Annotated in this window: 10 protein-coding genes; 9 read left to right on the forward strand and 1 reads right to left on the reverse strand. The window is 46.8% G+C overall.

The features are described from left to right. The first annotated feature begins 6 nt into the window (after positions 1-6). The 3 genes from AELLOGFF_RS07020 to AELLOGFF_RS07030 all read left to right on the forward strand — a co-directional run bounded on the left by AELLOGFF_RS07020 (position 7) and on the right by AELLOGFF_RS07030 (position 4,190). Positions 7-2,529, forward strand: coding sequence for a TonB-dependent receptor (locus AELLOGFF_RS07020; protein WP_159268006.1), 2,523 nt, complete (start codon positions 7-9; stop codon positions 2,527-2,529). Between the two features lie 82 nt (positions 2,530-2,611). After that, positions 2,612-3,589: an XdhC family protein gene (locus tag AELLOGFF_RS07025; protein ID WP_159268007.1), complete on the forward strand. Its 978-nt coding sequence runs from the start codon at positions 2,612-2,614 to the stop codon at positions 3,587-3,589. Continuing rightward, the gene (locus AELLOGFF_RS07030) at positions 3,582-4,190 is read left to right on the forward strand and encodes a nucleotidyltransferase family protein (protein WP_159268008.1); all 609 of its coding nucleotides are present in this window, start codon (positions 3,582-3,584) and stop codon (positions 4,188-4,190) included. The genes AELLOGFF_RS07025 and AELLOGFF_RS07030 overlap by 8 nt, the downstream gene beginning before the upstream one ends. Here the strand turns inward: AELLOGFF_RS07030 and AELLOGFF_RS07035 are convergent. Continuing rightward, a complete protein-coding gene (locus tag AELLOGFF_RS07035; RefSeq protein WP_159268010.1) occupies positions 4,187-5,071 on the reverse strand; it encodes a LysR family transcriptional regulator in 885 nt (294 codons plus the stop codon). The two genes, AELLOGFF_RS07030 and AELLOGFF_RS07035, sit on opposite strands and share 4 nt — an antisense overlap. 178 nt (positions 5,072-5,249) lie before the next feature. Here AELLOGFF_RS07035 and leuC point away from each other — a divergent pair, with 178 nt between their 5' ends. The 6 genes from leuC to AELLOGFF_RS07065 all read left to right on the forward strand — a co-directional run bounded on the left by leuC (position 5,250) and on the right by AELLOGFF_RS07065 (position 14,460). Further along, the gene (gene leuC, locus AELLOGFF_RS07040; protein ID WP_159268012.1) at positions 5,250-6,671 is read left to right on the forward strand and encodes a 3-isopropylmalate dehydratase large subunit; all 1,422 of its coding nucleotides are present in this window, start codon (positions 5,250-5,252) and stop codon (positions 6,669-6,671) included. 10 nt (positions 6,672-6,681) lie between these two features. Further along, positions 6,682-7,329, forward strand: coding sequence for a 3-isopropylmalate dehydratase small subunit (gene leuD, locus AELLOGFF_RS07045; protein WP_159269312.1), 648 nt, complete (start codon positions 6,682-6,684; stop codon positions 7,327-7,329). Positions 7,330-7,376: 47 nt separating this feature from the next. Next, positions 7,377-8,474: a 3-isopropylmalate dehydrogenase gene (gene leuB / locus AELLOGFF_RS07050; RefSeq protein ID WP_268818548.1), complete on the forward strand. Its 1,098-nt coding sequence runs from the start codon at positions 7,377-7,379 to the stop codon at positions 8,472-8,474. 29 nt (positions 8,475-8,503) lie between these two features. Continuing rightward, positions 8,504-9,622, forward strand: coding sequence for an aspartate-semialdehyde dehydrogenase (gene asd / locus AELLOGFF_RS07055; RefSeq protein WP_159268016.1), 1,119 nt, complete (start codon positions 8,504-8,506; stop codon positions 9,620-9,622). Then, positions 9,622-10,599: an Asd/ArgC dimerization domain-containing protein gene (locus tag AELLOGFF_RS07060; protein WP_159268017.1), complete on the forward strand. Its 978-nt coding sequence runs from the start codon at positions 9,622-9,624 to the stop codon at positions 10,597-10,599. Before asd ends, AELLOGFF_RS07060 begins: the two co-directional genes overlap by 1 nt. A 135-nt stretch (positions 10,600-10,734) precedes the next feature. Continuing rightward, entirely contained in the window at positions 10,735-14,460 is a 3,726-nt protein-coding gene (locus AELLOGFF_RS07065; RefSeq protein ID WP_159268020.1) for a FimV/HubP family polar landmark protein, read from the forward strand. Positions 14,461-14,465 lie beyond the last annotated feature (5 nt).

Raw genomic sequence — 14,465 nt, forward strand, 5'->3', positions numbered from 1 at the left:
GGTCTCATGACCTTGAAAAGTCCTGTTTTTTGTTTTCGCCGTTCCGCTTTAGCATCCGCTATTGTGTTGTGCTCGTCATACTCTATGGCAGCCACTGTTTTAGAAGAAGTTATCGTCACCGCCACAATACGGGCGGAGAGTTTGCAAGATGTGCCTGTTTCCGTGAATGCGGTGTCAGGTGATAAAATGATGGAAGCGGGTATTAGCAAGATTGAAGACCTGCAAGCCTATGTTCCCAACTTAACCATGTCTGAAACTGGCATTGGTACTAATATTTATATTCGTGGTATTGGTTCAGGTATTAACCCCGGTTTTGAGCAATCGGTTGGTATGTATTTTGATGGTGTGAGTTACGGCCGAGCTCAGCTGACTCGGGCACCGTTTTTGGATCTTCAACGGGTTGAGGTATTGCGTGGGCCGCAAAATATATTGTTTGGTAAAAACAGTATAGCCGGCGCGTTGAGTTTGATTTCTGCTCGTCCCGGTCAAGAGTTTGAGGGATTGGTTTCTGGTACTTACGAGGTAGAAACCAACGAGAAGGTCTTAGATCTTATGGTTTCTGGCCCATTGACTGACGATTTGGGTGCGCGATTAGCCATTCGCAAGCGTGAGACAGATGGTTATATGGAAAACCTAACGCTGAATCGTGATGAGCCACAGCGTGATGAGCAGACAATCCGTTTGATTGTGGACTGGGATGTGAATCCAGATTTAACGGCGTCATTAAAAATGGAAATGGGCCAGTTTGATGTTAATGGGCGTCAGGTTGAAATTATTAATGACCAACCCTCTACATCATCTACAACGCAGTTTACAGGCAAAACCTACGGTCAAATTCTTGATGATACCGAAATTGCTATTGCTGGAATTCCTTTGGCTACGGTAGATGCTGATTCTTCCGTTCTAAATAATTACCAAGATTTTAAGCGCTCCTCAAATGGTGATTACAGCTACAACGATACTTATAATGTTACGTTAAACGTAGATTATGCTTGGGGTGAGCACCAGTTTACCTTTATTACGGGTATTTTAGGCTATGACACAGAAGAGCTCTGTGATTGTGACTTCACAGGTGCAGAGGTTTTTGCTGTTGCAGCTGAAGAGGAATACAGCCAATTTAGCCAAGAGATTCGTTGGGTATCACCAGTAGGTGAAACCTTTGAGTTCATTGGTGGCGGTTTTTACCAGAAAAGTGAGCTCGATTTCTTCGATAGTATTCAGGTCACAAGTGACATCTTACCTCAGTTGTTAAATGCTCAAGATTTACAAACACTGGGCGCGAGTGGTGAAGCACCTCCGTTTGATGTGACTGGCGGTTTGTTAGGGCTTGGCTTGGGTGGTGTCGGTGATGCGGGGACTGAGGTAGAAAACTTGGGTACTCCACGTACTTTTAGTTCAGACGCTGAATTGTTTTCGGTTTTTTTGCAAACCACATGGAATATTACCGATTTGTTCCGCGCTACCTTTGGTGGTCGTTATTCTTATGAAGAAAAAGATGGGTCTCGCCAGTTAGAATTAAGTGACTTATCAACCGGAGAAATTCGTCCAGAGGGCGAAGTTGATACCGTTGTTGCAAAGAATTTTTCCGCAGAACGCCATGATTTAAAGGGTTCTCGTTCTGAGGGTAATTTTGCGCCATCGGTTAATCTTCAATACGACTGGAGCGATGACGTAATGCTCTATTCTACGGCGAGTATAGGTTATAAATCAGGTGGTTATGATGCCCGCTCAAACGCCTCGCCAGAAGAAAATGAAGTTCGTGCCATACAAAATACGCTAAACCCAGGTGGCGCTCCGGTTATTGTGGGTAGTTTTGAGTATGAGGAAGAAAAGGCAACTAGTTTTGAGGTGGGTGCCAAAACGACCTTGTTAGACGGTGCGGCTGAGCTTAATGTTGCGGCGTTCTATACCAAATACGACGATCTGCAAGTCAGTATCTTTGATGGCACATTGGGTTTTAATGTAGGTAACGCTGGTGCAGCTACCACAATGGGCTTAGAGCTTGACGGACGGATGGCATTAACAGAAAAATTAATGATGACCGGTGCGCTTGCGTTCTTGGACTTTGAGTTTACTGACTTTGAAAATGGTCAGTGTTATCAAGGGCAGACGCCAGATGCGGTTAGCTTGAGTGGTACGGAGTACTGTGATTACAAAGGCAAAACCAATCAGTACGTTGCTGATTACTCAGGCAACATAACGTTTGTTTACACTACAATGGTAAGTAAGGATCTTGAATTCCGTGGTGGCGCTGACTTTGTCTTTACGGGTGCTTATAACTCATCGCAGAACCTTGATCCTTCACAAGAGCAAGACGCTTACGTTAAAACCAATGTTCGCCTGTCTTTAAGTGATGTAGCTAAGGGCTGGGAAGCGGCATTTTTAGTTAAAAATCTGACGGATGAGACGATTATTTCTTATTCTAATGATACGCCGTTATCTAGCAGTATTTTTGGTAGCACGGGCCACTACGGTTTTATCGAGGCGCCTCGTACTTACGCGCTTCAGGCTACATACCGCTGGTACTAGTATTGCCCTTGGGGTAGTTTGTTAACGCCGCGTTTGCGGCGTTTTTTTTGTCTGTGAGTTTTGTAGGGTAGTTGAATAAACAGTGAAAAGTATTGAGCAGTTCGTTCTGGGTGCGGCGCTAGATTTCTTGAAGAGAGGAGAGGCGGGTTGGCTGTGCACGGTTGTTCAAACCTTTGGCGCATCACCTCGGCCGCTGGGCTCAATGATGGCGATGAATGCTGAAGGTGCTGTCGTTGGCTCCTTGTCTGGTGGCTGTATAGAAGATGAGTTATTAGCCAAGCTGCATAAGGGCGCATTGGCAAGCCAATTACCAGAGATACTAGAATACGGGGTCAGTGCGGAAGAAAATGAACGCTTTGGTTTGCCCTGCGGTGGACGAATGCAGATTTTAATTGAGCCAATCTTTGCTACGTCAGACCGTTGTGACAACTTGCAGGCCTTGTGTGATGCTTTAGCTGATCGTCGAGCCATGCGCCGTCAGGTAGATTTACAAAGTGGTCAATGGCAATTAGAGCATGTTGAAAGTTGTCAGCCTCTAGCGCTTACTCATGATACGTTGACTCAAGATTTTGGACCAAGATATTGTCTGTTGTTAGTTGGTGCTAATGAGTTGGCGCGTTGTATTTCTGAAATTGCCCTAGCTATGGATTATCGTGTTGTTGTTTGCGACCCTCGTGAAGACCGACGTGAGCACTGGTCCGTAAGTGGTGCTGAATTATGTGGATTAATGCCGGATGAGGCGGTGAGTCAGTTTTCTGACCCTTTTACGGCGGTGATTACTTTAACCCACGACCCTAGGATTGACGATATGGCGTTAATGCAGGCGCTTACCGAACCCCTCTTTTATGTTGGCGCTCTGGGATCAGAGCGAACCTCGCAAAAAAGGCGTCAACGCCTTAAGCAGCTTGATCTTAGTGATAAACAAATTGGCCGTTTATATGCACCGGTGGGTTTGGCTATTGGCAGTAAGTCCGCAATGGAAATTGCAGTCGCAGTCATGGCGCAGTTGACCCAGTTACGGGCATCTATTCAGAGCGGCAAAGGTGGTGTTCGTGTTTAACGGGGATGCCCTCCCTGTGCTTATTCTTGCCGCTGGGAAAAGTCGGCGGTTTGGCAGTGCGGATAAGCGGTTTACGAAACTTCCCCATGGCGGCGTACTTATTAATGCCTTGATTCGTCGAGTGAGAAAAGCAGGGCTGGATGCCTATGTGGTGATAGACCCAGAAGATGATGTATCTGCGCTTATTGATGCTCCCTGCCTTTATGCGGCAAATGCTAAGCGTGGTATGGGGGCAAGTATTGCGGATGCGGTTGCTATGGTTATGGCGCAATCTGCCGCGCCATCGTTATTATTGATGCCGGCTGATCTTCCTCTTATTCGTATTTCCTCTTTACGGCGTGTTGCTGCTAGGGCGGTGGCGGATAAAATTATCATTCCTCGTTATGGCGAGCAGCGGGGGCACCCTGTTGCGTTTGGCAGGCATTTTTGGTGTGATTTGAGTCAGTTGTCACAAGATGAAGGCGCTCGCAGTATCATTGCTGCTGCTGACGAGGCGGGCCTAGATATTGTCGGCCTTGATGATGAAGGTATAATTCTAGACGCAGATACTCCTGAGCAGATGCAATCGCTATTACAGAAGTTGCGCCCCGTTTTAAACTAACGGAATTTATCTTCCCGAGCGTCTTTGAGTAATTCAATAAATGCTTCAGCGGCGTTCGACAGGCTGCGATTCCGGTGATGCACGCAGCCCAATGTTCTACTTAGTGTTTGTTCTTCCCATTCCAATGCGGTGACACTGTCATCAAGTAATGTAAGCGGTAATATGCTCCAGCCCAGTCCAATGCTTACCATTACTTTGATGGTTTCTAGGTAATTGGTAGACATGCCAATGGTCATTTTTAAGCCGCGTTGGTCAAACAAGTCCTTGATGATCTGTCCCGTATAGGTGTTTAAACCTGGCGGTAATGCGGTGTATTGGCTGAGCATTTCTGTAGTCACTGATTGATTGTGTGCCAGGGCGTGGTTGTGAGCGACGGCAACTTTCAGTGGGTCTTCCCAGATTGGTATTGACTGTAGCTGCTGTTCACTGGTTGGGGCGAGGGTGATAACGGCTAAGTCCATTTCGCCGTGTAGGATAAGTTGGTGAGCCTGCTCGGAATCCATAAAATCGATATCTAATTTTACATCTGGGTATAGCTGGCTGTACTTGCGTAAAATTGGAGGGAGGCGATGTAGGCCAATATGATGGCTAATTCCCATTGATAAGCGACCGCTGACGTGGCCACGTAAATCATGGATGCTGCGAACCGCTTCTTTTATATCTTGGAGAATGCGCCGGCTTTGAGGCAGCAAGGCATGGCCTGCTTCAGTTAAGTGAACGTTGCGGCCAATGCGATCAAATAATTTACAGTTAAGCTGGCTTTCAAGTGTGGCGATACGCTTGCTCACCGCCGGTTGGGTGATAAATAACTGCTCGGCCGCAAGCGAAAAAGAGTGCAGTTCGGCGACGGCAAGAAAGGCTTTTAAAGATTCGGTGTCCATGTTGCTAGTGTATTTCTATTCCTTGTGGTTATGCAAATAATGAAAATTATGAATTTGTTTTATTTGTTGCCGCTTAGTAATATTGCGGCTCTGAATTCTATCTGTTGCTAGGTCAACGGATATTCTTGATAGGGTAATACGTTAAATACCTTTGGGTAGGACAAAACGGGGCAGGATTATGGCTGGACAAACGCTTTACGACAAACTCTGGAATGCGCACCTTGTAAAGGAGCGCGATGACGGAACTGCTTTGCTGTATATAGACCGTCATTTAGTACACGAAGTCACGTCGCCACAGGCGTTTGAGGGCTTGCGTTTGGCTGGGCGTGAACCTTGGCGGATTACGGCAAATATTGCCACGCCTGACCATAATGTTCCTACCGAATTGCTTGAACGTAGTGGCGGTGTTGAAGCTATTGCCGATGAGGTGTCACGGATACAGGTGCGAACCTTGGATGATAACTGTGATGAGTTTGGGATTACAGAGTTCCCAATAAATGATGTGCGTCAGGGTATTGTGCATGTTGTTGGGCCGGAACAGGGCGCTACGCTACCGGGTATGACGGTAGTGTGTGGTGATTCGCATACCGCAACTCACGGTGCTTTAGGTGCTTTGGCGCATGGTATTGGTACTTCTGAGGTAGAGCATGTTTTAGCCACTCAGTGCCTTATCCAAAAGAAAAGTAAGAACATGCTGGTTCGAGTAGATGGTGAGCTGGGAGCTGGGGTAACTGCTAAAGACGTCGTATTAGCGATCATTGGCAAAATTGGTACGGCCGGTGGTACGGGATACGCTATTGAATTTGGTGGTGATGCGATCCGTAAATTGTCCATGGAAGGCCGTATGACCGTTTGTAATATGGCGATCGAAGGCGGTGCGCGGGTAGGTATGGTGGCCGTCGATGAGCTGACTATTGAGTATGTGAAAGGTCGTCCATTTGCGCCGAATGAGAGCGAGTGGCCGCTGGCCTTGGCGTATTGGGATACCTTGCACAGTGATGATGACGCGGTGTTTGATAAAACCGTGGTCTTAAATGGTGCTGATATTATTCCTCAGGTTACTTGGGGTACAAGTCCTGAGATGGTGTTGCCGGTAAGTAGCCGAGTGCCAAGCCCAGATGATTACAGTGATGCAGCAAAACGTAGTGGCTGTGAGCGAGCGCTTCAGTATATGGGGCTGACAGCAGGGCAAGCGATAACGGATATTAAACTTGATCGTGTGTTTATTGGCTCATGTACTAACTCAAGAATAGAAGATTTACGTGATGCTGCCGCAGTAGTTCGCGGTAAAAAGGTGGCGAGCAATGTTAAAGAAGCATTGGTTGTTCCCGGTTCCGGATTAGTCAAAAAGCAGGCTGAGGCTGAGGGATTGGATAAAATATTTTTAGAAGCAGGGCTATTGTGGAGAGAGCCAGGTTGTTCAATGTGTCTAGCTATGAATGCCGATAAATTAGGTTCTGGCGAGCACTGCGCATCTACATCTAATCGCAATTTTGAAGGCCGTCAGGGCTTCGGTGGCCGTACTCATCTCGTCAGCCCAGCAATGGCAGCTGCAGCTGCGATAGCAGGTCATTTCGTCGACGTACGAGAATGGATATAAGGAGTTTATGATGAAAGCATTTACAGTATTAGAAGGTATTGTTGCGCCAATGGATCGCGCCAATGTTGATACCGACATGATTATTCCTAAGCAGTTTTTGAAATCGATAAAGCGTAGTGGCTTTGGTCCAAATTTGTTTGACGAATTGCGCTACCTTGACGAAGGTCAGCCAGGACAAGATTGCGCTGGTCGTCCAGTTAATCCCGATTTTCCCTTGAATTTTCCTCGTTACAGTGGGGCCTCGGTACTTATTGCGCGTGAAAATTTTGGCTGTGGATCTAGCCGTGAACATGCGCCTTGGGCGTTAGAGGATTATGGTTTTTGCTGTGTGATTGCACCGAGTTTTGCCGATATCTTCTTTAATAACTGCTTTAAGAATGGTGTATTGCCAATTGTGTTAGCCGCGGACAAAGTCGACGAGATATTCACGGCGATGTATGCCTGTGAAGGTTATACTCTGAAAGTTGATTTGGCTGCGCAAACGGTCGTTACGCCAGAGGGTGAGTCAATAAGCTTTGAAGTAGATAGTTTTCGTAAATATTGCTTGCTCAATGGCTTAGATGACATTGGTTTAACCCTCCAAGACGCCGATGATATTCGTGCATTTGAAGGGCAGTGGCAGAAAAAAACGCCTTGGTTATTTCGCGAGCACGTCTAGTGATAGCGGTGTGGTAAATAAGAATAGTTATTTTAAAGGATATGAGTGTGACAGAGTCTCAACAACGAAATATTGCAGTGCTAGCCGGAGACGGTATCGGGCTAGAAATTATGGCAGAAGCCGCCAAAGTTCTAGAGTGGGTGAATCAATCTAAAAACTTGGGTCTAGTACTCCAGCATGCCTTAGTTGGTGGTTCGGCTATCGACGCGTTCGGTACAGCGCTGCCAGATGAAACTTTTGCTATTTGCGAAAAGGCTGACGCGATCTTACTTGGTGCGGTGGGTGGTCCTAAGTGGGATAAGCTCCCCGTGGCCGAACGCCCTGAAAAAGCTGGCTTATTAGAAATTCGTAAGCGTTTAGATCTATTCGGTAATTTGCGGCCAGCGATTTTATATCCGCAATTGGCCGATGCGTCTTCGCTGAAGGCGGATATCGTAGCGGGCTTGGATATTCTCATTGTTCGTGAGTTGACTGGCGGCATTTACTTTGGACAGCCTCGCGGTATTCGTGAGTTAGAAAATGGCGAGCGCGAAGGTTACAACACCTACGTCTACAATGAGTCGCAAATTCGCCGGATCGCAAAGGTGGCCTTTGAGCTAGCTCAGAAACGTGGCGGCCGTCTTTGTTCGGTAGATAAAGCGAACGTGCTTGAAGTGACTATGTTGTGGCGTGAAGTGGTTGAGGAAATGGCCAAAGATTATCCCGATGTAGAATTGAGTCATATGTATGTTGATAATGCGGCCATGCAGTTGGTTCGCGCACCTAAGCAATTTGATGTTGTGGTTACCGGAAATATGTTTGGCGATATCTTGTCGGATGCGGCGGCAATGTTGACGGGGTCCATCGGCATGCTGCCGTCCGCCTCTTTGGATGTTAATGGTCGCGGAATGTACGAGCCTTGTCATGGTTCGGCTCCGGATATTGCCGGTCAAAATAAAGCGAATCCTTTGGCGACTATTTTGTCAGTGGCGATGATGTTGCGTTATTCCCTAGATGAAGCGGCTGCAGCACAAAGTATTGAAGATGCAGTCAGTACCGTTCTAGACCAAGGTTTCCGAACTGCAGATATTTATTCTGAGGGTAGTACACTGGTTGGAACTCTAGAAATGGGTGATGCCGTGATTGCGGCCTTGGCCGCAGCGTAAATTCAGTTCACCAGAAACGGGGAGAGAATATGAAAAAAGTAGGTTTTGTTGGTTGGCGCGGAATGGTTGGCTCAGTATTAATGGGCCGCATGCTTGAAGAAAATGATTTTAATGGCATAGAGCCTATTTTCTTTACAACCTCCAATGTTGGCGGTCAGGGGCCGGCCATTGGTCGTGAAATCGAATTGCTAAAAGATGCCAATAATATTGCTGAGCTATCAGCAATGGATATTATTATTTCTTGTCAGGGCGGAGATTACACAAAGTCGGTATTCCCCGATTTGCGTAGCAGTGGTTGGGATGGATATTGGATAGATGCAGCATCTTCGCTGCGTATGGATGATGATGCCATTATCACTTTAGATCCAGTAAACCTTGATGTTATCAAAGACGGCTTGAGCCGTGGTGTTAAAAACTTTATCGGTGGGAATTGCACCGTCAGCCTGATGTTAATGGCCATTGGTGGTTTATTCCGTGAAGGTTTAGTCGAATGGGTTAGTGCTCAAACCTACCAAGCGGCGAGTGGTGCTGGCGCGCAGAATATGCGTGAGCTGATAAATCAAATGGGCAGCATTCGTGATGGCGTCGCCAGTGAATTGGCGGATCCACGGTCTAATATTTTGGATATAGATCGTAAAGTGGCAGAGACCATGCGCAGCGATACTTTCCCAACCGATAATTTTGGTCATGCTTTGGCGGGGAGTTTATTGCCTTGGATAGACACTCAGCTCGAAAATGGTCAAAGCCGGGAAGAGTGGAAAGGGCAGGCTGAGACAAATAAGATTTTAGGTCGAGCCGAAACACCAATTGCCATCGATGGAAATTGCGTGCGTATTGGTGCGATGCGATGCCATAGCCAAGCGCTGACAATCAAACTTACCAAAGATGTAGATCTTGGTGAGATTGAAAATATTCTAGCATCTGCCAACGATTGGGTTCAGCTTGTGCCCAATGATCGAGAGGCCACCCTAGCTAATCTAACGCCCACCGCTGTCACCGGTAAGCTCCAAGTACCCGTTGGGCGCTTGCGCAAACTGAATATGGGCAGTCAATATCTGTCTGCCTTTACCGTTGGTGATCAATTGCTTTGGGGTGCCGCAGAGCCACTTAGACGTATGTTGCGAATTTTACTAGGCGATATTAAATAATGGCATACACATGTGTTGCGGTTTTTGGTGCAAGTGGTCTTGAAGGCGAGCTGCTGTTAACGGCGCTGGCTGAGGCAGAGCTCGGTGTAGAGCGTGTTAAGGCGTTTGCCAATGGAGCTGACGGCGAAACAGTGATGTTTCGTGGGCGGCCTGTAGCGGTAAGTGAGCCCAGCTCGGCAGATTTTAGCGCAATTGATGTGGCAGTTTTTTTGACTGAAGGCTTTGATGATTTTGCCGTGATTGATGCTGCGGAGGATGCCGGTGTTGTTGTTCTCGATTGCACTGACACCCTAGCGCAGCGTGGTGACGTGGCAATGTTTTGTCATGGCGAACTCGTTAATGATACAAACTCACGATTATTTGCGATTTCGGATGCGGTGAGCAGCCATGTGGCTGCATTTCTTCGTTTGTTACCGCAGGGCGAAGTCTCTAAGGTTAATCTCGCCATTGCTCAGCCAGTGTCAGTTTTAGGACGGCAAGGTGTTGAGGTCTTAGCAGCCGAGACTGCTCGCTTGTTAAATGGGCAGTCCCTTGAGGCATCCGGTTTTGGTCAACAAGTGGCTTTTAATGTGCTATCTAGGCCGGTAAATAGCGTGGTTGCAATTGAGCATGGCCTAGCCGCTGCGTTGAGTTCACCAAGCAACGCGGTGACCGTCACTGCGAATGAAATGATTGTACCTGTTTTTTACGGTCACACGGCCATGATGCAGGTCCACTGTCATAAACGTGCGGATTTGTCTCTACTCCAGCAACGTATCATCGAGAATGATGCGTTTCGTCTTTTCCCGCAAGGTGAGATTAAAGAGGCATCACCGGTTAGTCTCCAAGACCATGAAACAATCGACATTTCGAGCTTAAGTGTGGATAGGCAGGACGAAACAGTCTTCCGCTGCACGGTTGTCGGTGATAATCTTCGCAAGGGTGTGGTAATAAACGTGATTGCAATGCTTAAAATCTTGATAAAAATCAATATCTAGCTTATATCTATGGATGTTGTTTAGAGAAATGACGCGATGTTGTCATGGGCAGCCTCTGCCCAGTGAAGATTCTTTATTGTAACGCAGTCAATTTTTGGTGTTGGCTGCGTGCGGTATTACAAAAACGGTGAGATTATGATTCGGAATAGGCTGGCAATAGCGGTACTGACAGTTGGTGCCCTGCACAGCGGTTTAGTCAGTGCGCTCGGTCTTGGTGAGCTTACGCTTGACTCATCACTGAATCAGCCTTTTCGTGCAGAAATACCGCTTAGAGATTTGGGTGAGCTGGGTGTCGAGCAGATAAGGGTAAAACTGGCGGATGCTGGCGCGTTTGAAAACGCGGGGGTTGATCGAAGCCAGTTTTTGTCGACCTTACAGTTCGAAGTGGAATTACTTGGTGGGGGTAGTGGACGGATTATTGTCACAACCGCGGATTCAGTGGTTGAGCCCTACCTTGATTTTATTGTTGAGGCTCGTTGGCCCAATGGTAAAATGATTCGTGAATACACCGTATTATTAGATCTCCCTGATTACGCCAATACTACATCTTCACCGCAAGTAACACTTAGTCAGTCGACTTCACGTCGATCAATTCCGGCGGTAAATCAAGCTAAGCCTTCTGTTACATCACCTAGTCCATCTTCTTTTCGTGAACCAGGCGGTGCCATTGGTGCTGTGGATCGGGTTGCGCCAAGCCCACGAGATATTGAGCATCAGCAATCATTGCCAACGTCAAATAAGCCGAGTGAGTACCGGATTCAGCATCATGACACAATGTGGCGGATTGCAAGTAAGTTAAAACCTAGCTCTTATGTAACCACGCAGCAAACGATGCTGGCATTGGTGAACAAAAATCCAAAAGCCTTTGTGAATGGCAATGTAAACCAGATTAAGTCTGGTTATATTTTGCGTCTACCTTCAGATGCCGAGGTTCGGGCCATAGATCACAGTGCTGCGGTGGAGGAAATAAGACTACAGGCAAAGGAGTGGCGAGGCGAGAAAGTCGCCAGGCCAACTAAAAGTCAAACTGGTGGCACTGCAGCGAATACTACTAGTGGTGCGATGGCACCGCAGTTAGATGCCACCGCCACAAAGACAGATACCGCGCCCAGCAATCCAGATCAAGCAGTGAAATTTTCTCTTGGCAGTGCGGGTAGTACTGATTCCGACAATGAACCCGGCTCCTTGCGTGACCAAGTCAGTGCTGAGCAAGAAAATTTAGAAAAGGCAAAATTGGAAAACAGCGCGATGCAGCAGCGCGTTGTAGAAATGGAAAAGCAAATTCAAACATTGCAAAGTTTGATTTCGCTGAAAAACAGTCAATTGGCTGCGCTTCAAAATGGACAGTCAGTATCTGATTCCCAGCTTCTTAGCGCTGATGAGATTGCTGCCTCAGATGCTGAAGCATTAGCGTCAACGTCGCTTGTTGAAAATCCATCTTCCGACCCTGCGCCAGCTGCTATTGATAAAGAGCAGCTAAAAGAAGGTGCAGCTGATCTGATAAAAACCGCCACGCCAGAGAAAAAAGCGGTTGCTCAAAATACAGTTGCCGACAAAACACCATTGGAAGCATTACAAAGCTGGATCGCTAGCAACTTTTTGCTACTTGTTGGTCTTGTGTTGGCATTATTAGCGTTGCTGGTGTTGTTTGTTCGTCGACGCAGCGAGAATGCTGATGCCGATTTAGCCGGTTTTGATGAAGATTTGATGTCTGGTGATTCGCTTGAATCCCCTGTGATGTTCGCGAGTGGTGGTGACTCGGATCTTTCTGAGGAAGAGCATCTTAGTGGTTCAATACCTGAGGAAGGCGATGCCGAAGCCGTATTTAGCGCGGAAGACTTTGATTTTGATAGCTTGACGGACGAAACAACACCTGATGAGACATCGATTCAGGATGATGTTGTATTGGGTGTTGATCCTGTCTTTGATGGGCTAGATGATGGGGTAGCTGACGAAGAGCCTGTAGTTGACGACGTACTACCCCAGACCGGCGACGTGGTTGCCGAAGCTGAAATATACGTTGCGTATGGCCGGTATGATCAAGCCGCTAGCTTGTTAAAAACGGCAATTACCCAATCTCCTGATGATACAGAGCTCCGTCTTAAACTGATTGATATCTATCTTGATACTAGGGATCAAGCGAATTTTGAGTCGGCCTATCAGGATTTGCAATCATTAGGTGATGAATCAGCAATAGCCCGTGTTAAAGAATCAATGTCGGCTATCGAGGGTGTTAGTCATTGGTTAGGTGAGGGGGCAAGCCTCCCAGCTGCTGATAATACAGTCAACCTTACACCGTTTAACAAAGATGAAGTGGACGTTGACACTGATGTTATTGAGCTGGATTTTGATGAAGAAGATGATGTTGAAGCGCTAACCCTTGATGATATTGACTTTGAGCTTGATGATGAACCCGCTAGTGAAGTAGAAGCAGAGAAAAATGTAATAAATGATTCGGAAGAGACGATTGCTCTTACTGATGAAGATAGTGACGATGCCAGCCTAGCATCTGACACTTTGGCTGCGTTAGATGTTGACCTTGCTGATCTCGACTTTGATTTTGAGGGTGATTTTGGTAGCACGGACGAAGATTTAACCTCTCAAACTACTGATGTTGGAAGTGAGGCTGGCGAGCCTGCTGCTGAACAAGATGACACTAAAGCCGGACTTGAACTTAATAGTGTTGCCAACGATGAGTTAGATATTGATTTTGGTGGCCTTGGCGATTCGGAATTAACACCAAATACTGAAGAAGCAACTGTTGATTCATTTATTTCTGACGAGACGGCCAGTGAACTCCCCACTTTTGAAGATGAGGATGAAGATATTGAGCTTGTCGAATTAGTAGATGAAGGTAGTGAGCTCACGCTTTCTGATATTGATTCTGTTGATGGCCTTGACTCTGTTAGTGATTCAGATGCTGAGCTAGACGTAGACTTGGCACTTAGTTCAGACTCTGATGAGAGCGTAAGCTTAGATAATTTTAATGGCGAAGATGCCTTAGATCTCCCTGATTCGAGCTTTGCTGAAACCGAGCTTAATGATGAATCCACTGATGTCGATACAAGTGACATTAATACAATTGACATTGATGCAAGTGGAGTCGACGAAAGTAAGCTTGATTTAGATGAGTTTGTGTTCGATGAGCACAGTGCTGATGAAGTAGATTTATCTGTATCAGAGCTTGGTGAAAGTGAGGCGTTTAACACGACTCCCGATGAGGGCCTTGAGGCTACTACATCCGACCTTGCTCCATCAGCTCCCCTTGAGATAGAAGAGGGTGAAGATGATGTGGAACTCGATTTGTCTGATTTTGATATGGACATTGCTGAGCCCTCTACAACAAGCACTGCTGCACCTGATGTTGCTGCTGACTCTGACGACCTCGATCTTGATTTGTCTGAATTTGATATGGCTAGCATGGACGACGAAGACGCGGCCTTAGCTGACGATGTGCTAGATTTAGATATTGAATTAGATGACTCTCTTGAAGAACTCGCTGAAGACTTTGAAGACGTGCCAGCGCTAGAGGCGGAAGTCCCCCTTGATGCTGTTACCAGTGATGTGGTGAGTGCGCCGAGTATCGACAAGTCAGCCTTGGATGTTGAAGCTATTGATGTCGACGGTGACGCAATATCGGTGGAAGATTTAGTATTTGATGAGTTTGATGCCGATGAAGACGACGCTGACGGCATTGAATTACTGGTGGATTCTGAATCTGTAGCGACAAAACTTGATCTTGCCCGTGCCTATATCGATATGGGGGATGGTGAAGGTGCTCGTGAAATGCTTGAAGAGGTCCTTGAAGAGGGCGACCTGCAACAAAAAGATGATGCGCAAACCTTGCTAAATAATATTTGATGGTT

Origin of the sequence: Zhongshania aliphaticivorans (assembly GCF_902705875.1) — a bacterium.
Taxonomy (GTDB): domain Bacteria; phylum Pseudomonadota; class Gammaproteobacteria; order Pseudomonadales; family Spongiibacteraceae; genus Spongiibacter; species Spongiibacter aliphaticivorans_A.